Origin of the sequence: Gelidibacter mesophilus DSM 14095 (assembly GCF_000423005.1) — a bacterium.
GTDB lineage: Bacteria > Bacteroidota > Bacteroidia > Flavobacteriales > Flavobacteriaceae > Gelidibacter > Gelidibacter mesophilus.
This window is the reverse complement of record NZ_AUHD01000001.1, coordinates 164,328-188,493: the sequence shown is the minus strand read 5'-3', so window position 1 is coordinate 188,493 and position 24,166 is coordinate 164,328. Positions and strand designations below refer to the sequence as shown.

22 protein-coding genes are annotated in these 24,166 nt (G+C 37.0%); 8 read left to right on the top strand and 14 right to left on the bottom strand.

Features of this window, described 5'->3' with window-relative positions:
- Positions 1 to 182: 182 nt before the first annotated feature.
- The 4 genes from G525_RS22460 to G525_RS0100880 form a co-directional block, all read right to left on the bottom strand.
- A complete protein-coding gene (locus tag G525_RS22460) occupies positions 183 to 410 on the bottom strand; it encodes a PspC domain-containing protein (protein ID WP_027124459.1) in 228 nt (75 codons plus the stop codon).
- A gap of 36 nt (positions 411 to 446) precedes the next feature.
- On the bottom strand, positions 447 to 1,721 hold the full coding sequence (locus tag G525_RS0100890) for a DUF2851 family protein (RefSeq protein WP_027124458.1): 1,275 nt from the start codon (positions 1,719 to 1,721) through the stop codon (positions 447 to 449).
- 90 nt (positions 1,722 to 1,811) lie between these two features.
- Positions 1,812 to 1,994 (bottom strand): CPXCG motif-containing cysteine-rich protein, encoded by a 183-nt coding sequence (locus G525_RS0100885; protein WP_027124457.1) that lies wholly within the window; start codon positions 1,992 to 1,994, stop codon positions 1,812 to 1,814.
- 7 nt (positions 1,995 to 2,001) lie between these two features.
- On the bottom strand, positions 2,002 to 3,909 hold the full coding sequence (locus G525_RS0100880; RefSeq protein ID WP_027124456.1) for an ABC-F family ATP-binding cassette domain-containing protein: 1,908 nt from the start codon (positions 3,907 to 3,909) through the stop codon (positions 2,002 to 2,004).
- 84 nt (positions 3,910 to 3,993) lie between these two features.
- On the opposite strand from G525_RS0100880, the gene G525_RS0100875 reads away from it, so the two are divergent.
- Positions 3,994 to 4,392 carry a DUF983 domain-containing protein gene (locus G525_RS0100875; RefSeq protein WP_027124455.1) on the top strand — a complete coding sequence of 133 codons (399 nt, stop codon included), beginning with the start codon at positions 3,994 to 3,996 and terminating at the stop codon, positions 4,390 to 4,392.
- A gap of 47 nt (positions 4,393 to 4,439) precedes the next feature.
- On the opposite strand, the gene G525_RS0100870 is transcribed toward G525_RS0100875, so the two are convergent.
- From G525_RS0100870 to G525_RS0100830, 9 genes are all read right to left on the bottom strand, one after another.
- Entirely contained in the window at positions 4,440 to 5,486 is a 1,047-nt protein-coding gene (locus tag G525_RS0100870) for an NAD(P)/FAD-dependent oxidoreductase (protein WP_027124454.1), read from the bottom strand.
- A gap of 147 nt (positions 5,487 to 5,633) precedes the next feature.
- Entirely contained in the window at positions 5,634 to 6,533 is a 900-nt protein-coding gene (gene porN, locus G525_RS0100865; protein ID WP_027124453.1) for a type IX secretion system ring subunit PorN/GldN, read from the bottom strand.
- Positions 6,534 to 6,604: 71 nt separating this feature from the next.
- Positions 6,605 to 8,143 (bottom strand): type IX secretion system motor protein PorM/GldM, encoded by a 1,539-nt coding sequence (porM, locus tag G525_RS0100860; protein WP_027124452.1) that lies wholly within the window; start codon positions 8,141 to 8,143, stop codon positions 6,605 to 6,607.
- Between the two features lie 46 nt (positions 8,144 to 8,189).
- Positions 8,190 to 8,831, bottom strand: coding sequence for a type IX secretion system motor protein PorL/GldL (porL, locus tag G525_RS0100855; protein ID WP_027124451.1), 642 nt, complete (start codon positions 8,829 to 8,831; stop codon positions 8,190 to 8,192).
- Positions 8,832 to 8,898: 67 nt separating this feature from the next.
- Positions 8,899 to 10,269 (bottom strand): T9SS ring complex lipoprotein PorK/GldK, encoded by a 1,371-nt coding sequence (porK, locus tag G525_RS0100850; RefSeq protein WP_035478726.1) that lies wholly within the window; start codon positions 10,267 to 10,269, stop codon positions 8,899 to 8,901.
- A gap of 170 nt (positions 10,270 to 10,439) precedes the next feature.
- Positions 10,440 to 11,606 carry a formimidoylglutamase gene (locus G525_RS0100845; protein ID WP_027124449.1) on the bottom strand — a complete coding sequence of 389 codons (1,167 nt, stop codon included), beginning with the start codon at positions 11,604 to 11,606 and terminating at the stop codon, positions 10,440 to 10,442.
- A 3-nt stretch (positions 11,607 to 11,609) separates the two neighbouring features.
- A complete protein-coding gene (gene topA / locus G525_RS0100840; protein ID WP_027124448.1) occupies positions 11,610 to 14,141 on the bottom strand; it encodes a type I DNA topoisomerase in 2,532 nt (843 codons plus the stop codon).
- A 154-nt stretch (positions 14,142 to 14,295) separates the two neighbouring features.
- On the bottom strand, positions 14,296 to 15,525 hold the full coding sequence (locus G525_RS0100835; protein WP_027124447.1) for an LVIVD repeat-containing protein: 1,230 nt from the start codon (positions 15,523 to 15,525) through the stop codon (positions 14,296 to 14,298).
- Between the two features lie 46 nt (positions 15,526 to 15,571).
- A complete protein-coding gene (locus tag G525_RS0100830) occupies positions 15,572 to 16,354 on the bottom strand; it encodes a hypothetical protein (RefSeq protein ID WP_027124446.1) in 783 nt (260 codons plus the stop codon).
- A gap of 168 nt (positions 16,355 to 16,522) precedes the next feature.
- Between G525_RS0100830 and miaB the strand changes: the two genes are divergently transcribed.
- The 7 genes from miaB (at position 16,523) to groL (ending at position 23,351) form a co-directional block, all read left to right on the top strand.
- Complete coding sequence (miaB, locus tag G525_RS0100825; protein ID WP_027124445.1) at positions 16,523 to 17,965, top strand: tRNA (N6-isopentenyl adenosine(37)-C2)-methylthiotransferase MiaB; 1,443 nt, start codon at positions 16,523 to 16,525, stop codon at positions 17,963 to 17,965.
- Between the two features lie 75 nt (positions 17,966 to 18,040).
- Complete coding sequence (locus tag G525_RS0100820) at positions 18,041 to 19,315, top strand: sigma-54 interaction domain-containing protein (protein WP_027124444.1); 1,275 nt, start codon at positions 18,041 to 18,043, stop codon at positions 19,313 to 19,315.
- Between the two features lie 22 nt (positions 19,316 to 19,337).
- The gene (gene lptE, locus G525_RS0100815; RefSeq protein ID WP_027124443.1) at positions 19,338 to 19,844 is read left to right on the top strand and encodes an LPS assembly lipoprotein LptE; all 507 of its coding nucleotides are present in this window, start codon (positions 19,338 to 19,340) and stop codon (positions 19,842 to 19,844) included.
- A 77-nt stretch (positions 19,845 to 19,921) separates the two neighbouring features.
- Positions 19,922 to 20,806 carry a tetratricopeptide repeat protein gene (locus tag G525_RS0100810; protein WP_342662715.1) on the top strand — a complete coding sequence of 295 codons (885 nt, stop codon included), beginning with the start codon at positions 19,922 to 19,924 and terminating at the stop codon, positions 20,804 to 20,806.
- Between the two features lie 3 nt (positions 20,807 to 20,809).
- The gene (gene secG, locus G525_RS0100805; RefSeq protein WP_027124441.1) at positions 20,810 to 21,160 is read left to right on the top strand and encodes a preprotein translocase subunit SecG; all 351 of its coding nucleotides are present in this window, start codon (positions 20,810 to 20,812) and stop codon (positions 21,158 to 21,160) included.
- 171 nt (positions 21,161 to 21,331) lie between these two features.
- Positions 21,332 to 21,607, top strand: coding sequence for a co-chaperone GroES (locus G525_RS0100800; protein ID WP_027124440.1), 276 nt, complete (start codon positions 21,332 to 21,334; stop codon positions 21,605 to 21,607).
- 115 nt (positions 21,608 to 21,722) lie between these two features.
- Positions 21,723 to 23,351, top strand: coding sequence for a chaperonin GroEL (gene groL, locus G525_RS0100795; protein WP_027124439.1), 1,629 nt, complete (start codon positions 21,723 to 21,725; stop codon positions 23,349 to 23,351).
- 192 nt (positions 23,352 to 23,543) lie between these two features.
- On the opposite strand, the gene G525_RS0100790 is transcribed toward groL, so the two are convergent.
- A complete protein-coding gene (locus G525_RS0100790; protein WP_027124438.1) occupies positions 23,544 to 23,906 on the bottom strand; it encodes a heavy-metal-associated domain-containing protein in 363 nt (120 codons plus the stop codon).
- Positions 23,907 to 24,166 lie beyond the last annotated feature (260 nt).

The window sequence follows — 24,166 nt, the reverse complement described above, 5'->3', positions numbered from 1 at the left end:
ATGCTAAAAAAAATTGATTTTATAAAGATTTGGTTGTTAAAATGAAAAACAGAACTTTTCATGATAAATGTAGAAGTAATATCATTCATCCTACCGATGATAAACAACACTGCAAACCACTAGGATAAGGTGATTCCTATTTATTAATTTATTCCCTAGAGTCGCACACTTCCAGTCATCAACTACAAATCAAAAACTGAAGAGCGTTTTGTATAAATTAAATCTTTGATACGCATCCAGAAGGCAAAAAACAAATAAAGTGCAAATCCAAAACCTACAGTTACAAAGGCCAGGTACATAAAAGATATGCGCACAACTTTAGCCCTAATACCCAACCTGTCCGCAATACGTTGGCAAACGTAGTACCCACGTTTTTGAAAATAGACTAAGGCTCTATAGAAAATATTCATAATGCAAAGTACCACTTTTTTTATGTGATTGCCAAGTTACTGTTTCAGCAAAAGCCAATTTCCAACAGCGCAACTCATGCATCTGTTCTTATCACAATATTCGGTTTTTAGCTGGATGAGGGCCTGGGAGGTCATAGCCGAGTTTGAGATAGGTTTTAAATTATTAAAAGCTTTAATCATGGCATTCTGTTCTGACGCTAGTTTTTTGGCCATCAAAAGACTAGATTCTCCCGCAGGTTTGCCTTGTTGTTGTACATAACAAAATCTCAATGGAAGAATGCTATTGATCAATAACAAATCAACGAAGCTTTTGGTCAGCGTTTTTTGAGAAGCGCGGGAAGTTTTTTCAAAAGTGAAATGGGTCTTCCAAAACTCAGAACTACTGATGTTAAAAATTTTATATAAAGCTTCAATAGTTTCAGCTGCCATTACTTTTGTAAACAAATTGGGATGCTCATAATAAAGCATTGCGAGTTGTGACAATCTAATGGTTGGAAAATTTGGAGGTCTCAATCTGAAGAATTGAAGCGGAATGACATTCTTATTGGAAAGATTGAACTTCTGTTTGAGGAACCTATATTCGTTGGACAGGTTTAAGTAATACGCATTTTCAATCGGTTTTTCCAACATTCCCAATTGTCCAAAAAACAAGGCTTCCAATTGAAGCGGCCGCGATTTCGATTTTCTTAGGATGGAAAAATCAAAAGAATTGGCCATGCTCAGAAATGCTTCTCCATTAACTTTTAATCCAAAATTTTTAGCTAAAAGTTTAAATAATACGCCTTCCCAATCATTTTTTGAATTTCTCAATAAAACTTCAATGGCACTCGCCTTTCTTTCAAGTCGTTCAATGTACAAACGCTCTAACCAATTTGAAACCACAAACTCATCTACGTCAGCAAAGTCATTTTCACAATTGATCCATTTATGTGGTGACATTAAAAGCGTTTGATAATTCTGAAATACATTTTTATGGATTAGCTTCTTAAGTTCTAAGGTTGGGATTTTGGAATTGTTCTTTCTGTAAATATCTGTATCATGCTCATAAACCACATGTAAAATAACAGTATCATAGGCGGGGTCCACTTCATGATTATGTACATACCAATCACTTGATTTAATATGAATCTCCACATTACCTGCCCATAGCTGCTCGTTAATTTTGAGTTGGGCATTAAAAAAATCAGGACCTCCGTTTAAATTGTGCTGGCCAATGTTGAGCAAAGAAATAGTTTCACCTGCTGTTGTTTTTAAATCAGCGGTGTTAAACTTTTTGAATTGCCATACGTAATGTAGAAAGTTCTCCTGCATGTCATTAAAATTAGCATAATAATGACTTGCTTTTACATAGTGGCTGAAATATTTTTGATGAGAAGCGCGTTATTTTACTTTGTAACCCTACTATTGCTCAATACTTTCAGAACTAAAAGACTCTAGCTGTCCGTCAGAAATGGTGGCTGTTATTAGAATGGGGTTACAGCAAACCTCACAATCTTCCACATAAGTTTGGTTTGGAACGGAATAATCAATCAACATTGAAATTTCCTCCCAACAATACGGACATTGAAAAAAATGCTCTTCCATAATCGTTCTAATTCATTTGTTCGAGTTCTTCCTGAACGGTTTCCCATTCTAACATTAATTTTGAGAGCTTTTCCTTTTTACCTTTATAATAGTCAAAAAACTTTGGATCAGCCACCGTTTTATCATAATCTGTTGCGAGCGCTACATCCATGGATTTGATGTCTTTTTCGTGCTGGCTTATTTTAGCCTCCACATTGCTTAGCTTATTATTTAAAGACTTCTGTTTTTTCTGACCTTCGTAAGTCTGCTTATTGGTCTCTTTCGGTTCGTCCTTGATAATATCGCGCTTCTCTACTTCGCGCAAATTCTCAACATTACGTTGCTCCAGATAAAAATCAATATCGCCCAAATACTCTTTGATTTTTTGATCTTTAAACTCATACACACTTTTGGTCAAGCCCTGAAGAAAATCCCTATCATGCGATACTAAAATTAAAGTGCCTTCAAACCGCTTCAAAGCTTCTTTTAACACATTCTTTGACTTAATATCCAAGTGGTTGGTGGGCTCATCCATCACCAAAACATTAAAAGGTTGCAATAACAATTTAGCAAGAGCCAAACGGTTACGCTCACCCCCAGAAAGTACTCTCACATATTTCTCAGCTTCCTCGCCCCTAAATAGGAATGAGCCTAAAATATCGCGAACCTTACTTCTATTCTTTTCATTGGCAGCATCAATCATGATGTCCAAAACAGTTTTGTTTCCATCTAAATACTCGGCTTGATTTTGAGCGAAATATCCAATTTGGACATTATGGCCAAGTTTTAAATGACCTTCATGCTTTAACTCTCCAACGATTATCTTTGCCAATGTAGATTTTCCTTGACCATTCTGACCTACAAAAGCAATCTTACTTTCGCGCTCAACATTCAGATCAATGTTTTTTAGCACTTGCAAATCGCCATATTTTTTAGAGATATGCTCTGCTTCCACCACTACTTTCCCAGGCACAATAGAAATTGGGAAATTAAGGGTCATGACGCTATTATCATCTTCGTCCACCTCAATACGGTCCATACGATCCAACTTTTTGATCAGCGATTGGGCCATTGTTGCTTTGGACGCTTTGGCTCGAAATTTCTCAATTAATTTTTCAGTCTGCTCAATTTGTTTTTGCTGATTTTTTTGTGAGGCCAACTGCTGCGCCTTAAGTTCATTTCGGAGAACTAAATACTGCGAATATGGTTTTTTATAATCGTAAATCCTTCCCAAAGAGATCTCAATAGTACGATTGGTGACATTGTCCAAAAACATCTTATCGTGCGATACGATAACCACAGCTCCAACATAACTCCTTAAAAAACCTTCTAGCCAAATAATAGACTCTATATCCAAGTGGTTGGTTGGCTCATCCAGCAGTAAAATATCATTGTTTTGTAGTAATAATTTGGCCAACTCAATACGCATACGCCATCCCCCTGAAAAAGTATCTGTCAGCTTCTCAAAATCCTGGCGCTTAAAACCCAACCCTTGGAGGATTTTTTCGGTTTCACCTTGATAATTATATCCACCTATAATTTCGTACTGATGTTGGATGTCGCTCAAATCTACCATAAGCTGATGGTAAATATCACTTTCATAATCAGTGCGCTCCACCAACTGATGATTGATATCATCAATTTTAGCTTCCAATTCCTTGATTTCTTTAAAAGCTTCGTAGGCTTCTTCAAGAACTGTCCTGCCTAAGACAAAATCAATATCCTGTTTCAAAAATCCAAAACTTAAATTTTTATCAGCGGCAATTTGACCCGTATCCGGTTCCATTTCCTTCGAAAGAATTTTAAGCATGGTAGATTTCCCAGCGCCATTTTTTCCGATAAGACCAATTCTGTCACCAGCTCCGAGTCTAAAAGTAATATCTTCGAATAGGTATTCGCCTTGAAAGGAAATAGAAAGATTATGTATATTGAGCATTATTTGTAAGTATTGTTACAAAACATTAATTTTAAAAATCTTAATTTTGTTTTTTATTTGAAAATGCAAAAGTAATCATAATCCATGATAAATAAAGGAAGTAAACTATATAGTATTTTTACCGGATCATGTCCGAAGTGCCATGAAGAATCAATGTACCTCAATCCTAATCCATATGTGCTAAGAGATACCCTAAAGATTGGAGAAAAATGTTCCCATTGCCAAACGAAGTATCGTTTGGAGCCTTCATTCTTTTTTGGCTCCATGTACGTCAGCTATGGGGTTGGTATTGCATTTTCAGTGGCCGCATTTATTATTAGCTATTTCTTCTTGAATTCTTCTCTGATGACAGCATTTATAGCCATAACAGTGACTCTCATTGTTTTTATGCCAATTATTATGCGCGTATCAAGAACCATTTGGATAAACATGTTTATCCACTATGACAAGGATTTGGCCCAAAAAAATCCTAAGAAAAGATGATAAGTGCTCTTGCAGAACATTTATCCAGAGCAAGGTATCGTGGCATCCTAATCTTGGAAGCGTTTAATATCTATTTCTTCTTCCAACGGGAGGTCATTTTCCAAAAGTTGGAATAATTGCTTCGCGACATAAGGTCCAATCATTACGCCACGAGTTCCCAATCCATTTAAAATGGCTACATTCCTGTATTTTGGATGCCTACCAACCAAAGGTCTTCTGTCCTTAACGGTAGGACGAATGCCAGCCACCTGATCCACGACTTCATACTTACAGGTGATGAGTCCTTTTAGCTTATCCAACAACTCCATTTTTGCAGCTTCAGTAATATCGTGCGTAGTGTCCTCCCAATTATAGGTGGCTCCTACCGAATAGCAATCGTCTAGTTCCGGAACCACAAATACAGAAGATTTTAATATAAACGCCATTTTTAAGTCTGACGCTTTAATGGTCAAAACTTCACCTTTGGCCACATTAAGAGGTAATTCCTTAAAAAATGGATTCTTAACCATGCCAAAACCCTCAGCAAAAACAATAAATTTAGATTTGATGTTTTCATAGATTACGAAATCATGCTGAAGTTTTAAATCAGAATAATCAAAAGTTTCAGTGCTATAACTATTAATCGTTTTCAAAAATAATTTGTAATGTTTTAGCAATGCCGAGGTATCCACACGTCCCGTTTCTAAAACTCTTCCAAAACCGAAAGGTGCATTAACTGTATCAATTTCGTTTTTGATGATTTGTGGAGACAGATAATCTTCCAACAAAGGCTTATCGGAAGCATTGAACCATTCATTTTGCTCTTCCACCGACGCAAACCTTCTATAAACTGGCAACTTATGATCTAATTTGACGCCTAATAGGTTCTCCAAATGTTCGTAAAAAGGTAAGGCTATCTCCAACTGTTCCTTGGCTTTCCAAACTGGCGAAAAACGCTTAAGAATAACAGGGTTATACAAACCAGCAGCGACTACAGAGGACTGCTGTGATTCATCATCAAACACTATAAAGGTTTTCTCATTGGCTCTTAGTTCCTCACAAAAAGAGATGCCCGCCAATCCACAGCCTACAATGATATAATCGACTTCTTTCATGCCCACAAAAATACCATTCTTAATCGATATTACTTTACTGTGCTTTCAAATTTTGCAATGAAAAAATTAGAAATATATCGGGGTTATTTGAACAAAAAAAGCGCCCACTTAAAAAGTGAGCGCTTCAATTAAAACAATAGGCAGTTACTAGTAAGCCCACATATCTTGTTCAAAATCACGAATCTTATCTTTGATACGATCAGATTCCAACAGTTGCATTAAGGCGTTGTCAGCAACATACTCCTTAACTTCTCTGTCTCCGTAAACATTTTCTTCTTTGTACATATAGCCATTGAAACGTCTTGAATTCAACAAGTGGTCATACGAAAATGGCATGGCACTATTTTGATTGTTGAATGCTTTGGCTTCATGCAAAACATTTCTTACCTCTGGATAGAATACCCAAAATAAGGCAATAGGTTGTTTGTTGGCTTCATCATCAGAGTCAATAAAATTCACGTCTGGTGCAGCTGGTGCGATTCCCAACAGTCTATACTTCAATTCGCCTTGACGCTTATCAAAATACCACAACCCCTTTATAAGGTAAGCACTGATATCATAAGACTGAATATCTCTCTTTAAAATATATTCTGGAGACACAAACCCTTCTGAATTGTACTGTTGGTATCCAATATCTAAAGTGTCAGTTTTTGACATGATAGATTGGATGTCCTGTGGTTTACGTTTGGTGGTAAAATAAGAATCATCATAAACGTTTTCAATCTTTCCGTCTCTGATACTTTTCCATAGTACATCAAACAAAGAGCGTCTGTTTGCTCCAATGTTATTGGTGTCTACCGGATAGTATAATGGAAAATTGACACGTTCATCAAGAACTATTTTCTCCCAAGTCATTTTTGAAAACATGATATCTCTATCATCAACATAACCGTATTCAAGCGGTCTGTCGTTATCCATAGCTTTTTGGGCGTCAGATTTTACACCAATTTCTTGGGGTGTTTTTGCATTGAGCAAGTTTGTTTGTCCAAACGAACTCACTGCGAACCCAACACTTAAAACGGTTAATAAACAATATTTTAATTTCATCTTTTTAATTATTATTTGGGATATTAATACCTTGATGTACTCAACGTGATTACAACGTTCCTAAATTATATTTAGTTTGATATTTCAATAAATACTGGTGATGCAGGAAGCAATTTAATACTGCTGTTTCCTTTGATCTCAGATTTAATTTCAAAAATCTGAACACCATCACCTCTTGATGCTTTACGCAATGCGCTTCGTGCTTGATCATTCATTTTATTACCATTAACAGTAACTGTTGGCTGACCTGGCACTTTAATTTTGAATGATGTCACGTTGATGTCAAGATCAAAATCAAAGTCGAATAATTTAGCATTAACTGTCGCTATTTCAACATTGTTCTTTGGTAAGCTTACATTATCAGCTTGTCCAGCAATAGTTCCTGAAGGCTTAGGAATATCCTTGATTCTGAAAGACGCTTTATCATTAACAGGAGATCCATCAGGAAGCTTTCCATTAACATTAATCGTCACCTCTTTACCAGAACCCGGTCTCATTACATATTTACCAGTTCCTGACCCTTTGCTTAATCCAGGAGCAGATGCTGTTACGTTATTATCAGAAACACCAGCAAATGATATGGTCATTGGGTTATCGACACCGCGGTAAACCACATTCATCTTGTCTGCTGAAATAGTTGCAGAGTTTGGTTTAGGAACTACAGCATAGGTACTTGTGATTGGAATTTCAACTATTTCATCACCTTCCTTAAATTGTAAACTTCCTTTTATATCACGTTCTCCTACAGCTCCTGAAGGGAAATCAAGAAGTACTTGACCTGCTTGGGTATTGTCCAATTCTTTTCCGTTAATTGTGATCTTTTCGAAATTCAGAGTATTGTCAAAACGGCCCAATACTACTTTCCCTTTGAAATTTTCACCACTAAAGAATGCCGTTTTATCAGGAATTACAATTGCTGTATAATTTTTCATAGACAATTGCTTCACCTGCTCACCTGCCAACATAGAAGATAAGACTTCAGACTCTATTGTTTTAACATCGGCTTGTAATTGCGTAAGCTTCGTTAAAGACGCCACCATAGGGAAGCCTTCAAAATGATAGTTCACCCATCCTTTTTTGATGCCATCGGTGGTTTTCTGATCATCAGTTGCGAATTTTTTACGAATATCAGCTTGGATATCTTGATTACCTTCGCCTAATTCCTGAATCACACCTTCTCTATAAGTTTTGATTTGATCTAAAAATTCCTGACCTGCTTTCGTCAATTTATCACCGTTGAACCATTTCTCATCAAGAAAATCAGTCCTATCCATTTCCTCGTATTTCTTTGGATCTTTTACCGATTTCAATAAGCCAGATTTAACGGATTCTAGATAGCTGTAAAAATCTGTTGAAAGTTTGTCAATTGCATCTGCCTTTGCTTTTAATGGCTCATATTTAGCTGGTTGTTCAGCAACTTTGCTTGCCAGACCATCCATAAATGCATTGTTACGAATCGTTGCAGATTCATTAGAATCAGTGATTCTTTCGTTCATTAACCCAAATGCTGAAAGCACTTCTTTCGACATATTAAGCGCCATCATTGCGATAAACACCAAATACATAAGGTTAATCATTTTCTGTCTTGGGGATAATTTTCCTCCTGCCATCTCTAATTAGTTTTTAGTTGTTGGTTTGTATAATTTCTACTAATTACTAATTATTTCTGTTCATTGCAGAAAGCATACCACCATAAACACCATTCAATGATGATAGGTTAGATGCCAATGACTTCATTTGATCTTTAAGTTTTGTTGCGTTTTCAACAGCTTCTTCGTTAATCGCAGCCTGGCGACTTGCAGATTCCATCTGAACTTTATAAAGACTGTTCAATGACTCCATTTGAGCAGCAGCCAATGACATTTCTTCACCGTACTTTCTGGTAGCAGTCATCGAATCTACTGTTGGGTTGATCCCTTTTGCAGCACCTTCAAAGTTTTTGATACTATTCCCTAAACTGGCCATTAATTCGCCATCAATTTTTGCATCTTTAAGTAATTCATCCAATTTTTTAGATAAAAGACCTTCAGCATCTTTCTCTTTTAATTGTTCCTTTTTTGTATGAACAGTTTGACCTCCTGCCAATTCAGGATACACTAATGACCAATCCAAATCGTCATCAATAGGTTCAAAAGCCGAAACAGCAAATACAACTGACTCTGTTACCAGACCGAGGATCAACATTTCGTTACCAAAGGGCCAGTGCATAATTTTAAAAAGTGCTCCTAGGATTACAACTGCGGCCCCTAGACCGTAGGTCATTACCATAATTCTTTTTCTTGTTCTTGATTGTGCCATAATGTTTGTTTTAAGTTAAGTTAAAGTTCTTAAGTAGATTAATATTTAGTTTTGGTTGTAATACGTATTAATTTTTGTTTGTGGCTGCGTTGGCAGTAATATCAGTACCCATATAATCCTGTACGGTTCTAAAGCCGATATAACTACGTGCTGAATCAGCGTACTCGTAATCTCTTGAACTCACCTGTAGGAAGTAAGCAACGTCTTTCCATGAACCACCCCGTACCACTTTACGTTGGTTGTTGGCATCATTGACATTAGGATTAATAGTAGACATGTACTCATAAGATGCTGGATCATAAGATCCGTGTACCCATTCTGAAACGTTACCAGCCATGTTATAAAGGTTATAATCATTTGGTTCGTAGGATTTTGCTTCAACAGTATATAATGCCATATCGGCAGCATAGTCGCCACGCAATGGCTTAAAGTTGGCTAAGAAACACCCTCTATCGTTTTTAGCATAAGGACCACCCCATGGGAATGTTGCACCTTGCAAACCTCCTCTTGCAGCATATTCCCACTCTGCTTCAGATGGTAACCTGAATGAGTTAACGGCCTGTCTACCTCTTGCCTTTTGGTAAGAGTTTTTATATAAAGTTCTCCAGTTACAGAATGCATTAGCCTGTTTCCAAGACACACCTACTACCGGATATTCACCATAAGCATCGTGCCAGAAATAATCATTGTGCATTGGCTCATTATAAGAGTATGCAAAATCTCTAATCCAAGCGGTAGTATCTGGGTAAATTTCAACCTCTTCAGTAACTAAAACGTCCTTACGTTTTAAATCTCTGTTTTTGGCCGCCTTCTGGATGTCCATATAAGTGTATTGAAACTTAAATTTCTTAACATCCCAAGTACGTTGGCCGTTATAAGATTCTTCCATTGGCAAATACATGGTGTCCATAACTTCAGCATAGTACTCATCTGGATACTTGTTGTTGTCAAAAATAAGTTTCACGTTTTTGTTCAATTTACGACCTTCATAACCTGTAGGACCTAACCCACTATAATTGTCGTACATGTACTTTTCATAAACGGTCATATTTTCTGGATCCGCATCTTTAAATGCGAATTCTCCAGTACCTCCATCGCCAGGAGTCAAACCAAAATCATCAGCAATAATGGCCAACTTCGTTCTGATAGTAGAATCTCTTACCCAATTTACGAACTTGCGATACTCACTATTCGTGATTTCAGTCTCATCCATGTAAAAGGCTCTAACTGTGGCAGTTTTGGTTGGTGCATCCTGTATACCAGCCAAATCATCATCAGATTTACCCATAATGAATGACCCACCAGGGACAAGCGCCATTCCGTATGGTTTTTCTGGATGCCATTTCTTTCCTTTAGCACCTACTAGTTCTCCTCTGTCTCCAGAATTACAACTAGCCATGAGGGCTAAAACAGCGGTTAATAAAGCGAACTTCTTCATATTCATATAAACTCGAGGTTAAATTATTTAGTCTTAATGTTCAGTTTGTATATTTTGAGGGAGTAAACATATCTATATATTTTCAAAAAAACAATTTTTTTTTCACTTTTTTTGCATTTCATCCCAAAAAGAGGGCGTTTCATCGATTAAAGAAATGTTAACAAAACTGATTAGAAACTGTTTTTTCTATAGGCTTTATACCATCTTTCGGGTATTTTTCCTTGTATGGCCTCTTCGTAATCCTCATACATGCAAGGTAATAACGTATGCTTTTTTAATTTATTATTGGCCTCTGGTAAAAAAGGAATTTCGATCCACCAACGTCCTGTTTTGATACTCTTGTAAAAAATCAGTTCATCATCATCTATCAAGACGTTAAACTTCTGATAATTGATATCATCATTTAAAGGATCTTCCTTTATCCGACAATTCACCCCTTCAATAAAGTACCAGAGCATTTGCGAGACAAGCATTGCAGTAACGTGATCATCTTCTGAATGTTGGTATTCATAAACACCAAACGAGGACACTTTATTGCTGATACCTGCATATCGAGCAATGGCACAAATTTCCTTACCATCTAATCCATTAGGCGAATATTTTTGCTTACTTGATAACTCAGAAGCCTTAACCGACTTCAAATCGACGCTGACAATATGGGCATCTCTCATCACAGGTTCTACCAAGGCTATTGATTTAGACACTTCCCCCAACCGATAGGCTTCAAAGTAAAGCTTCTCCATTAAATCTATTTCTTCTTGAGAATTGAAATAGGTTTGATACCCAATAGTTGAATAGTTAAACAAATTGTAGGGCTGTTCTAAGATAATCTTCCCTAAATAGCTATTATTCTTTATAGGTAAGGTTGAATCGCCCAGATCAAAATTACTATCCACGTTAACAATATTCACCATTGGCAAAATACCGTCATAAGCTCTGTAATTGGAATAGGTCAAATCTTGACTACCTCCTAATATGATAGGGATGATTTGCTTTTCAAGCAATACATTGATGGTTGTTCTCAGAGCAAAATAAGTATCTTCTACACTATCGCCTTTTCTAATATCTCCCAAATCTGCCACAGTGGTGTGCCAATTTCCAGGAAAAAGATGGTACAAGACCTTTCTGATCATATTCAATTGCACATCCGTCCCTATATAATTGACATCGTTTCTATTTTCAAGAACACCTATAATTGCAATCTTTACATCGTCAAGATCTGGAAGTCCATCCGCATTGGAATGTATCTTAAACTTTTTACCCAAAGCATGCGGCAATAAAAGCTCATTGTCTGCCAAAACCTCATCAGAAACAGGAGATAAAAAATTAAAAGTCATGATTTACTTCTTTTTAGGAGTTGCTTTTTTTGCGGCCGTCTTTTTAGGGGTGGACTTTTTGGCTGGCGCTTTTTTGGCAGTTTTCTTTTTAGAAGCTTTGGCTTCAATCATTGCTTTTGCACTTTCTAAGGTTAACTCAGAAACATCAACGGTTTTAGCCAATTCGATTTTAGTTTTACCCTTTATTACGTTATGACGTCCCCATCGTGCTTTTTCTACACGTATGCCTTCGTCTTCCCAATTGTGGATAACCTTATCTATTTCCTTTTGTATTTTATCCTCAATCAATTGTACGATGTCTTCATCCGATAAATTGTCCCAATCGTATTTTTTATTGACGTTAATGAACATCTCGTTCCATTTGATAAATGGTCCAAAACGTCCTTTACCTTTCTGAACAGGTAAATCCTTATACATATATATAGGTGCGTCTGCTTTTTCCTTTTCCTTAATCAACTCTATGGCCTCGTCAAGCTCCACATTCAAGGCTTCCATCCCTTTTGGAAGTGAGATATACTTATCACCAAATTTCACGTAAGGTCCAAAACGGCCATTGTTGACCTCAACAGTTTCGTCTTTATAACTGCCCAATGTTTTTGGAAGTTGGAAGAGATCCATCGCTTCCTCATAAGTTATTGTATTTAATTGCTGGTCTGGAGACAGACTGGCAAATAATGGCTTTTCTTCTTCCTCAACGGTTCCTATTTGTACCATTGGCCCAAATTTACCTAAGCGTACACTCACCTGACGACCTGTTTTTGGATCTTTCCCCAAGATACGTTCGCCTGATTCCCGTTCTGCATTTTCTTGAACATCTTCAACCTGCGGATGGAAATCCTTATAGAAATCCTTCATCATTTTGGTCCAATCTTCCTTGCCTTCTGCGATTTCATCAAAATCAGCTTCTACTTTTGCCGTAAAATTATAATCTAAAATACTCGCAAAATGATTGACCAAGAAGTCGGTAACGATCATTCCAATATCAGTTGGAACCAGTTTACCTTTATCTGATCCAACTTTTTCTGTGAGCTCCTTATCTTTTACCTTTCCATTTTTTAAAGTCAATTGTGTATAGTTACGCTCTGTTCCTTCCACAGATCCTTTTTCTACATAATTTCTATTCTGAATGGTTGAAATGGTTGGGGCGTAAGTTGATGGACGACCAATGCCCAATTCCTCCAATTGTTTTACCAAAGAAGCTTCTGTATATCTGTAAGGCGGTCTTGTGTAACGCTCAGTGGCCGTAATATAAGAGTTGAGAAGAGTTTCGTTCGTTTTCATTGCAGGCAACATCCCGTCCTGTTCTGAATCTTCGTCATCCGTACCTTCTAGATACACTTTTAAAAACCCTTCAAAAGTGATGACCTCTCCATTCGCACTGAATAACTCTTTATGGGTTGAAGCACTAATTTTTACGTTAGTACGCTCGAGTTCGGCTTCGCTCATTTGCGAAGCGATGGCACGTTTCCAAATCAAATCATATAACCGTGCCTGATCTCTATCAATCTGTACAGAATGCACAGAAAAATCAGTAGGCCTAATCGCCTCATGCGCTTCTTGTGCACCTTTTGATTTCCCTTTATAATTGCGTGGTTTACTATATTTAGAACCATAAGCCTCCTTGATTTCTGCTTCCGCACCTTTACGGGCATCGTCAGATAAGTTGACACTATCTGTTCTCATATAAGTTATCAATCCAGCTTCATACAAGCGCTGTGCCATAGTCATGGTTTTCGATACCGAAAAATAGAGTTTACGCGACGCCTCTTGTTGTAAGGTTGAAGTGGTAAATGGTGCCGCTGGAGATTTCTTAGCGGGCTTTTTGTCTAATTCAGCAACTTTAAATGCGGCTGATGCATTGGATTCTAAAAATTTATAGGCTTCTTCTTTAGTAGAAAAATTCTTCGGAAGCTTTGCCTTAAAAGTCTGCCCCTCTTCATTAGAAAATTCAGCATCAATTCTATAAGACGCTTCTGGATTGAATTCTTGTATTTCTCTTTCGCGTTCTACAATAAGTCTGACGGAAACAGATTGCACACGGCCTGCTGAGAGTCCGCCTTTAACCTTGCGCCATAATACAGGAGATAATTCATAACCCACAATTCTATCTAATACCCGGCGCGCCTGTTGCGCGTCTACTAAATGGTAATCAATATCACGAGGGTTTTCAATGGCTTTTAGAATGGCAGTTTTGGTAATTTCATGAAAAACAATACGTTTGGTCTTTGCTTTGTCCAATTTTAAAGTCTCAGCTAAATGCCAAGCAATGGCCTCACCCTCACGATCCTCATCACTTGCCAACCAAACCATATCGGCTCCTTTTGCTAAATCTTTCAGTTTTTTTACAACTGCTTTTTTATCTTTGGATACTTCATAAGTTGGCTTGAAATTGCCGTCAACATCAACCCCCAATTCTTTTGAAGGTAAATCGGCAATATGCCCAAAACTAGACTCTACCTTAAAATCCTTTCCTAAAAATTTCTCAATTGTTTTAGCCTTTGCAGGGGACTCAACAATTACCAAGTTCTTCGCCATATTAATTTTTTTATGGCTACAAATGTATATGAAAAATAATTATTCAACCTAATTAAAAATATTTAAGCCCATTTATGTGCATTTAATCGATTGATGGATAGGAACAAAAAAAGCCTAGAGATTCAGGCTTTAGAAAAATATTAAGAGTATTTTTTTAATTCAATGAATAGCTACTCAATAGTTGCAGTTTACTATCCATATATTGGTATTGATATAACACGCCATTACCAACCATTAATAAACTATTTTTTAAAGGAATGACATCTTTGGCATGCACATTTGGAAACGATTCGATTTGTTTTAAAGCCCGAGGATTGGTTTTATCAAATACTTTTAAGCCTGAAGTGCCATCACAAACAAACAAGCTGTTATTACTGAAACCTAAACCATAAGGATTGTCCAGAGCATATCTGTCCGCCAAGGTTGGTTTTGTTTTATCCGAAATATCTATAACTTCAAGCACACTTTCCAATTGACCACAGGCATTTCCGCCTCTTAAAGTAAGATAGGCATAATTGCCATCCACAACAATAGGATCACAGCCTTCCCAATGGACAAATTCAGATACATAACTAGGACTTGCCGGATTTTCCATACTGTAGATATACGTCCCATTGGTGCCGCCTAAATAGAGATAATCATCTGCATAGAACATGGTTTCAATATTCCATCCAGACGGTTGTATAGTTTCTAAAATTGGTGAACCCAAATTAGAAATATTGAAAATAGACATTTCATAAGAACCCACCGTATATAAGTAATCTTTAACAATCTGAAAACGCGCTAAAGAGCCACCAACGCCAACATTTGAACTCTCTGCTACATTAGAAAACGCGGCATCATTGAAAACTAAATCATTGGGATTGAAGATTTCGCGGCGTTCTTGTACAATGTTCCACCCTACTACAACATTATTTTCAAAGTCAAAATTATTAAAATCAGCATATTCTGCTTCATTGGGAATGCGGTAATTATAGACAGAAAATACGTCTTCCAAACGCTCAACAAGTTTTATGTTCTGAATATTGGAAACATCAAAAACAACTAAATCTGTAGCACTATCTGCATAGAGAAAGTTATTCTTAATAGAAATATCCTCATTACCAGGTATTTTTAAATATGAGATTGTCTTAGGTGCTTTTGGATTTGAATTGTCCACCACATGAACGCCATTATCCTTATCAGAAATAAAGATATAATTGTCATAGGCATAAATTTTACCAGCTTCAACTATGGCCTTTGCTGATTGTACGTCAATTGAATTTCTAAATTCAGTTTTGGACATCATTTCTGGCACAGCAACGTTGATCATTTCATAGTCTTTGTCGTCATCATGACATGACCATAGACAAACAAAAGCAAAAAGGAGTAGTATGTGTTTCATGAGAGGTGGTTTTATTAATAGATGCAAAACTTTGTAAAAGGTTGCGTTACAGGAACTCTCTTTCACCAATTCTATTTAATTCACTTAAATCATCAAACCCAACCGTACCTTTATATATATAAAAGATAGGATGATACATGAAAGGCGCAAAAAACAAACCTCCAAGTCCGCAAGATACCATACTCAAGACCATAACCGTGACATAAGAAACCAAAAGCAACCCAAAAGTCAATACCCATTTTTTATTTCCCAATCTAAAACTTGAACCAACGATATCTCCTATGGACCATTCTGGATTAAACGCAAAAACCAATGAAAAGAAGGACATCGGCACCATGACATAAATAAATGGTAAATAAAAGAATAAAACTGCAGGAAGTGCTATTAAAATAGTCACAAACATCAGAAGGAAAATTTTACCAAGATACCTGCCCTTCAGGAAAAAAAACATGTCCGAGGTTTTGACCATCTGGCCTTGATCTAAGTGGCTCAAAATTCTAAAAAACGCAGCGATCAGTGCAACTTGAATGCCTCCAACGGCAAGGACACCTACACAAAACAACAAAATATAAACTATAGAAAAACCAGCAAATAGACCACTCATGGCATTAGGATCCATTTGCCCAGATTCAGATTGCGCAATCAACATCATAATCATCGGAACATATAAAACAATTATTAATGGTAGCATCAAAATCATCACAAATAATTGCATTAAAAAACCATGCAGCCAGCTTTTTTTGAATAATTCAATGGATTGATTAAAGATAGTTCCGAAATCCAATTCTCTAGCATTGGCTACCTTGGATTGAAATTCTTGTGGTGTCATGATTTCCTGTTTAAATTAATTCTACAACCAAAGAAACCATTAATATTTAACATTATCAAAACAATTTTATGCACTGTCACTTTGTCACAATCATTAAAATAATCCTATCTTTGCAGCTGCCTTTTAATGAAGGTGTAAAATTTTACCAATAGAAGTTTCAAGACACTTATGGAGAAAATTATCGACGAAAACAAACAAGGAGAAAGCCTCGTACTCGAACAAAAAACGGAAAATAATCGCAAGCTTTTTATTGAAAGTTATGGCTGTTCCATGAATTTTAGCGACAGTGAAATTGTGGCTTCCATCTTATATAAAGAAGGTTACAACACCACCCAAAAATTAGAAGACGCCGATTTAGTTTTAATAAACACCTGTTCTATACGCGATAAAGCAGAACAAACGATTCGTAAACGTTTAGAAAAATATAATGCCGTAAAACGCATCAATCCAAAAATGAAAGTTGGGGTTTTAGGCTGTATGGCTGAACGTTTGAAAAGCAAACTCCTTGAAGAAGAAAAAATTGTAGACCTTGTTGTGGGCCCTGATGCATACAAAGATCTTCCTAATTTATTGTCAGAAGTTGAGGACGGCAGAGATGCCATTAACGTTCTTTTAAGTAAAGATGAAACCTATGGCGATATTTCACCTGTGAGATTAAATACCAATGGGGTCAGTGCTTTTGTGTCCATCACTCGTGGTTGTGACAATATGTGTACATTTTGTGTGGTGCCATTTACCCGTGGACGGGAACGCAGTCGTGACCCGCAAAGTATTTTAGAAGAAGTCAATGACCTCTGGAATAAAGGTTATAAGGAAATTACACTGTTAGGCCAAAATGTCGATAGCTATTTATGGTACGGTGGCGGACTAAAAAAGGATTTTGATAAAGCCAGTGACCTTCAAAAGGCAACCGCAGTCGGCTTTTCTAACCTTATGGAATTATGCGCAAAAGCGCAACCTAAAATGCGCATCCGTTTTTCAACTTCAAATCCACAAGATTTAACTTTGGACGTGATTGAAACGATGGCTAAATATAAAAACATTTGCAAACACATCCATTTGCCAGTGCAAAGTGGCAGCAATCGTATTCTAAAAGAGATGAACCGCTTGCACACGCGGGAACAGTATTTTGAATTGATAGATAATATCAAACGCATCCTTCCTAGTTGTTGCATTTCTCATGATATGATTGCCGGTTTCCCTACCGAAACAGAAGCGGATCATCAAGACACCTTGAGCCTAATGCAATATGTCAAATATAATTTTGGATATATGTTCACCTATTCTGAACGTCCTGGCACTTTGGCAGAACGCAAATTGGAAGATGATGTTCCTGAAGATGTTAAGAAAAGACGTTTGGATGAGATTGTGCAATTACAACGACAACATAGCGAAATTAGGACCAGACAGTTTGTAAATACAACCGTGGAAGTTTTGATTGAGCGCGAATCTAAAAAATCAGATAATGAATGGTCAGGAAGAACCTCACAAAATGTTGTGGCGGTTTTCCCTAAAGAAAACTATAAGATCGGTGACCTCGTAAATGTTAAGGTTAACGATTGCACGAGTGCAACTTTAATAGGAAAAGCCATCGAATATGCAGTTATTTAATAATTTAAAATTTTCAACGTATCAGGTTATGCTTTGCAACACAAGCATTCTTAATTCTTAACTTTTAATTTATAAATGGAATCAATTCAAGCCATAAAACAGCGTTTCGGGATTATTGGGAATGACCCAAAACTCAACCGATCCATAGAAAAAGCCATTCAAGTTTCCCCCACGGATATTTCGGTGTTGGTAACTGGAGAAAGCGGTGTTGGAAAGGAAAGTATTCCAAAGATCATACATCAATTATCACATCGCAAGCACGGCAAATATATTGCTGTAAACTGCGGCGCCATACCTGAAGGCACTATTGACAGTGAGCTTTTTGGACATGAAAAAGGAGCGTTTACAGGCGCCACAAACACACGCGAAGGCTATTTTGAAGTTGCGGATGGCGGAACCATTTTCTTGGATGAAGTTGGCGAATTGCCACTCACAACGCAAGTACGCTTACTTCGTGTCTTAGAAAATGGCGAATTTATTAAGGTAGGCTCCAGCAAAGTACAGAAAACAGATGTCCGCATTGTGGCTGCTACAAATGTCAATATGTTTGAGGCCATTAAAAAAGAAAAGTTTCGAGAAGACCTTTATTACCGATTGAGCACTATCGAGATCCATTTGCCTCCATTGCGTGAGCGCAAGGAAGATATCCATTTGTTGTTTCGGAAATTTGCTAGCGATTTTGCGCTTAAATACAAAATGCCAACCATCAAATTGACAGATGAAGCTGTAGAAGTACTCTTGAAAAACAGATGGAACGGAAATATCCGGCAGTTACGCAATGCTGCGGAGCAAATTTCAGTATTGGAACATACAAGAACCATTAGCGCCGCCACTTTAAAGGGCTATTTGCCAAGTCAAGGTGACAATCTCCCGGCGGTAATCAAAAATTCAAAAAGTGATAGTGACTTTAGTAGCGAGCGCGAAATTCTCTACAAGGTCCTTTTTGACATGAAGAGTGATTTAAATGATTTGAAGAAACTCACCATGGAACTCATGAAAAATGACAACGCCAATGAAGTACAAAAGAAAAACGAAAGCTTGATTCAAAAGATCTATCGTGACAAGGAAGAAGATGACGACGACGATTACGAAGAGACTGTTGAAGATTTAGAAGTCCTTTCTATTCCTGAGAAAATGAACCAGCTCTCTGAAGCCATTGATGAATCTAATGATAAATATTATTTTGCTGAGGAAGTTGAAGAAGAGGAAACCTTGTCCTTACATGATAAAGAATTAGAATTGATCAAAAAATCATTGGAACGTCATCAAGGAAAACGCAAATTGGCAGCGGCTGAACTTGGAATTAGCGAGCGTACCTTATATAGAAAAATCAAACAATACGATCTGTAAGTCGATATCCAATAAAAAACACGTGAAAAAATTTAAAATCTTAGTTCTCCTTTTTAGTCTTGGACTGATATCTGGATGTGGAAGTTATTCATTTACTGGAATTTCTCTACCAGCATCCACAAACACCTACCAAGTAAATTATTTTCAAAATGACGCGCTCCTGGTCGAGCCAGGATTAGACCGAACCTTCACAAATGCACTGGCCGATTTAATCCAAAATCAAACCAGTTTGCAATTGGTAACTTCTGGCGCCGATATTACTTATGAGGGTGAAATTACTGAATACCGTATTTCGCCAACCACAGCAACAGCTGATATTACTGCTGCTCAAAACCGTTTGACTATTGGTGTGCGCGTACGCTATTATGAGAAAGACAATCCTGACAACGATCTCAGTCAACAATTTTCATTCTTTTATGACTATCCAGCCGCAGCACAGTTGGTTGGTGCACAAAAAGATACGGCAATTTCAGAAATTCTTGAGCGGATTACACAGGATATTTTAAATGCCACTCTTGGCAAATGGTAACTTATAACGTGAACAAACAGGATTTTACATACTTACTTACACATTCTCAGCAACTAACTTCTGCTCAAACCGAAACCGTGAGAGAAATTGTTAGTAAATATCCCTATTTTCAGCCCGCCAGGGCTTTGTATTTAAAAGGATTAAAATCTAAAGAAAGCTTTAAATACAATCAAGAGCTCAGAATTACGGCAGCTTATACTACGGATAGAAGTATTTTATTTGATTTTATAACCTCAGAAGCATTCAATCAAAATGAAATCTCAAAACTTATCAAACAAAATACAGAACTCCTAAAAAGTATTGAAGTTAAGGATGCTGATGACATTTCTGTGCTCAAAAGTGTCACAATTGATGATGCATTAAAACAACATATTAAAGATAGCGAAGGTGTTTTGGACCCGAATTTATTTGAAGAGAAACAAGGACCAACTCTTATTTCTTCTGAAAACAATTCAAATAAACCTATCATTGCTGTAGATATTGAAAACATTCAACCATCACCAGAAGAACAATTGAGCATTGGAAAACCCTTAAATTTTGACAAAAACGAAACCCATTCATTCACGCAATGGCTAAAAATCACCAGTTTCAAGCCTATAGAAAGAGAGCCAAAAGAAATCGTATTGAAAGATGAGCCTCTATTAGAAACCGGTACTGAGAAACCAAAACCGGAATCTCCGTTAGAAAAAAAATTCGATTTGATCGATAAATTCATCACTAACAATCCGAAAATTGCACCTGTTAGAGAATCGAAGCCTACAATTAACTTGGCGCAAACGCAATTGGTACAGAATGATAACCTCATGACAGAAACTTTGGCCCGAATATATTTGGAGCAAAAAAATTATGATAAGGCAATTCAATCTTATAGAATTTTAATTTTGAAATATCCAGAAAAAAGTGGTTTCTTTGCAGACCAAATTAAAGCAGTAAAACAATTACAGGAAAATAATAACAAATAGCACATGAGTACGTTTTCAATATTTTTAGTCCTTATCATCATAGTATCCTTCTTGTTGGTGGTTGTCATCATGGTTCAAAATCCAAAAGGAGGAGGATTATCTTCATCATTTGGCGGCGGCGGTACACAACAATTAGGTGGTGTTAAAAAAACAACAGACTTTTTAGATAAAAGCACGTGGATTTTAGCTACTGTTTTACTCGTTTTGATATTGGTATCCAATATTGCTATTGATGGTGCAACAGGAACTACTGAATCTAAAGCGTTGGATAGTGATGCAGCAACCAGCATGCCAGCACCGGTCAAACCCGCTACAGAAACTCCTGCAACGCCAATTGGCACTCCAGAAAACTAAATCAATTCAACACCAAATAATCAAAATGCCAACAAAATCTGTTGGCATTTTTTTGTTACTGAAACTTTGTCAGTTCAGGGCTCATGGCACATTTTTCGCAACTACATAATTCGTAAACAAAATCAATTAACCTGTCACGTCCACGACGTGATTTAAAAAAATAATACAACTATGGGATTAAACATTAAACCATTGGCAGACCGTGTTCTTATTGAACCTGTAGAAGCTGAAACAAAGACAGCTTCAGGAATTATCATTCCAGACAACGCTAAAGAAAAACCTCAAAAAGGTAAAGTTGTCGCCGTTGGTGCGGGTACTAAAAAAAATCCAATGACTGTAAAAGTCGGTCAGACCGTTCTTTACGGAAAATATGCAGGAACAGAACTTAAACTTGAAGGCAAAGATTATCTCATCATGCGTGAAAGTGATGTTCTCGCGATTATCTAATCAAGTTCTTGCGCCTGCCTGTCGGAAGACAGGAAGGCAGGAATCTCCTTTTAAATAAAATCAATTACAAAACAAAAAGTTCCTGTTTTCACAGGAATGTAAAAAATTTATAATTATGGCAAAACATATAAAATTTGATATTGAAGCACGCGACGGATTAAGACGTGGTGTTGACGCATTGGCCAATGCAGTTAAGGTAACTTTAGGACCAAAAGGTCGTAACGTTATAATAGGCAAATCTTTTGGTGCACCTCAGGTGACCAAAGATGGTGTTTCTGTTGCAAAAGAAATTGAATTAGAAGACGCTCTTGAAAATATGGGAGCACAAATGGTAAAGGAAGTTGCTTCCAGAACCAATGATTTAGCAGGTGATGGCACAACTACAGCAACCGTTTTAGCGCAAGCAATCGTAAGAGAGGGTTTGAGAAACGTAGCTGCAGGAGCAAATCCTATGGATCTTAAAAGAGGGATTGACAAAGCGGTATCTGCTATAGTTGCTGAATTGGAAAAGCAAGCTAAAAAAGTAGGCAATTCTACAGAAATGATCAAACAAGTAGCTTCCATTTCAGCTAACAATGATGATGCCATAGGCGAATTGGTAGCCCAAGCGTTTACTAAAGTTGGTAAAGAAGGTGTCATCACTGTTGAAGAGGCTAAAGGTTTAGATACCTACGTTGATGTTGTAGAAGGGATGCAATTTGACAGAGGCTATCTTTCTCCGTATTTTGTTACCGATGCAGACAAAATGATTGCTGATTTAGAAAATCCTTATGTTTTATTATTCGACAAAAAGATTTCTAATCTTCAAGAAATACTTCCTATCCTTGAGCCAGTAGCTCAATCGGGTCGTCCATTATTAATCATCGCTGAAGATGTTGACGGTCAAGCCTTGGCTACTTTAGTAGTGAACAAACTACGTGGCGGATTAAAAATTGCTGCTGTAAAAGCACCAGGTTTTGGAGACAGACGTAAAGCAATGCTAGAAGACATTGCCATCTTAACTGGTGGTGTAGTGATTTCAGAAGAAAGAGGTTTTTCTCTTGAAAATGCTGATTTGACGATGTTAGGAACTGCAGAAACCATTACTGTTGACAAAGACAACACAACCATTGTGAATGGTGCAGGTAAGGCTGAAGATATTAAAGCTAGAGTCAATCAAATCAAAGCACAAATTGAAACAACGACATCTGACTATGATAAAGAAAAGCTTCAAGAGCGTTTGGCTAAATTAGCTGGCGGTGTGGCTGTACTTTATGTAGGTGCTGCTAGTGAAGTTGAAATGAAAGAGAAAAAAGACCGTGTGGATGATGCATTGCATGCTACGCGAGCTGCTGTTGAAGAAGGTATTGTTGCCGGTGGTGGTGTTGCGCTAGTAAGAGCAAAATCAGTATTGGAAAAATTAACCACGGATAACCTAGATGAAACCACAGGAGTTCAAATTGTAGCACGTGCTATCGAATCACCGCTACGCATCATTGTTGAAAATGCTGGTGGCGAAGGAAGTGTTGTTGTTGCGAAAGTTATGGAAGGCAAAAAAGATTTCGGTTTTGATGCTAAAACTGAAACTTATGTGGACATGTTGAAAGCAGGAATTATTGATCCTAAGAAAGTAACACGTATTGCTTTAGAAAATGCGGCGTCTGTTGCTGGAATGATCCTTACTACAGAATGTGCTTTAGTTGACATCAAAGAAGATGCACCATCAATGCCAATGGGCGGCGGCGGCATGCCAGGAATGATGTAATTTTATGAAATTCCTAAATATATTTTTATAAAAAAACGCCTCAAAATTTTGAGGCGTTTTTGCTTTTTACAGTATGTGAAATTAAAGACTAAAATTTCGTTACATCGAATTTTAAGACGCGATCCCAATCATTTTTCGACAATGCAAATATATTATTCGCATTCTAACATATAGAAATTATGAACAGCTTGATTACTGTTTATCGTCTTTATGATCCTCTCTCACCGCTTCATCTCTATAATAACAACAGGTGTGCAAACTTTGATAGGCTTCGTCTGTTGCCTTGATTTCTTTTGTGTCATGACCCACTTCAGCAATACTTTGTTGTATGGCCTTTAAACTGGTTTTGCGTTCATCAAAAATTAATTTCAATTCGTGTGTATTGACGTCCCAATTGGCAATTTTTACACCTTTGGCCTTGATGGCCGCTTTTTCAATCCGTTCTTTACACATGTTGCAAACACCGTCTACTTCAATGGTAGCTTTGGCATTTTTATTCTGTGCAAAAGTGAGTGTTCCAATCAATAATGCGAATACTAATACTATTTTCTTCATATTTTACCTAACCCTTTCCGAAGGAAAGGGGATTCATTTTTTTTAAATTAAACTTCTGTTTTTGTTTTAATTAAATTACAATCATTCCTGATGAATAATTGGTAGTTTGTATTAATGATTATCCGCCACGAATACAAGAATTTTTAACTGAGATATATTTATTTTCCTGCCTGAGCGGAAGGTCAGATTCATGGTTGTTAATTTTAGCTTTTTATTTATGAGATTCCTGCCTTCCTGTCTGCCAACAAGCAGGCACAGGA

Excerpts from the sequence above, each read along its gene's own strand:
- topA (WP_027124448.1), bottom strand. The coding sequence starts at position 14,141 with ATGGCGAAGAACTTGGTAATTGTTGAGTCCCCTGCAAAGGCTAAAACA.
- G525_RS0100845 (WP_027124449.1), bottom strand. The coding sequence starts at position 11,606 with ATGACTTTTAATTTTTTATCTCCTGTTTCTGATGAGGTTTTGGCAGAC.
- porN (WP_027124453.1), bottom strand. The coding sequence starts at position 6,533 with ATGAAATTAAAATATTGTTTATTAACCGTTTTAAGTGTTGGGTTCGCA.
- G525_RS0100890 (WP_027124458.1), bottom strand. The coding sequence starts at position 1,721 with ATGCAGGAGAACTTTCTACATTACGTATGGCAATTCAAAAAGTTTAAC.
- G525_RS0100820 (WP_027124444.1), top strand. The coding sequence starts at position 18,041 with ATGGAATCAATTCAAGCCATAAAACAGCGTTTCGGGATTATTGGGAAT.
- secG (WP_027124441.1), top strand. The coding sequence starts at position 20,810 with ATGAGTACGTTTTCAATATTTTTAGTCCTTATCATCATAGTATCCTTC.
- porL (WP_027124451.1), bottom strand. The coding sequence starts at position 8,831 with ATGGCACAATCAAGAACAAGAAAAAGAATTATGGTAATGACCTACGGT.
- G525_RS0100830 (WP_027124446.1), bottom strand. The coding sequence starts at position 16,354 with ATGACACCACAAGAATTTCAATCCAAGGTAGCCAATGCTAGAGAATTG.
- G525_RS0100885 (WP_027124457.1), bottom strand. The coding sequence starts at position 1,994 with ATGGAAGAGCATTTTTTTCAATGTCCGTATTGTTGGGAGGAAATTTCA.
- G525_RS0100835 (WP_027124447.1), bottom strand. The coding sequence starts at position 15,525 with ATGAAACACATACTACTCCTTTTTGCTTTTGTTTGTCTATGGTCATGT.
- G525_RS0100875 (WP_027124455.1), top strand. The coding sequence starts at position 3,994 with ATGATAAATAAAGGAAGTAAACTATATAGTATTTTTACCGGATCATGT.
- G525_RS22460 (WP_027124459.1), bottom strand. The coding sequence starts at position 410 with ATGAATATTTTCTATAGAGCCTTAGTCTATTTTCAAAAACGTGGGTAC.
- miaB (WP_027124445.1), top strand. The coding sequence starts at position 16,523 with ATGGAGAAAATTATCGACGAAAACAAACAAGGAGAAAGCCTCGTACTC.
- porM (WP_027124452.1), bottom strand. The coding sequence starts at position 8,143 with ATGGCAGGAGGAAAATTATCCCCAAGACAGAAAATGATTAACCTTATG.
- porK (WP_035478726.1), bottom strand. The coding sequence starts at position 10,269 with ATGAAGAAGTTCGCTTTATTAACCGCTGTTTTAGCCCTCATGGCTAGT.
- G525_RS0100800 (WP_027124440.1), top strand. The coding sequence starts at position 21,332 with ATGGGATTAAACATTAAACCATTGGCAGACCGTGTTCTTATTGAACCT.
- G525_RS0100790 (WP_027124438.1), bottom strand. The coding sequence starts at position 23,906 with ATGAAGAAAATAGTATTAGTATTCGCATTATTGATTGGAACACTCACT.
- G525_RS0100870 (WP_027124454.1), bottom strand. The coding sequence starts at position 5,486 with ATGAAAGAAGTCGATTATATCATTGTAGGCTGTGGATTGGCGGGCATC.
- groL (WP_027124439.1), top strand. The coding sequence starts at position 21,723 with ATGGCAAAACATATAAAATTTGATATTGAAGCACGCGACGGATTAAGA.
- G525_RS0100880 (WP_027124456.1), bottom strand. The coding sequence starts at position 3,909 with ATGCTCAATATACATAATCTTTCTATTTCCTTTCAAGGCGAATACCTA.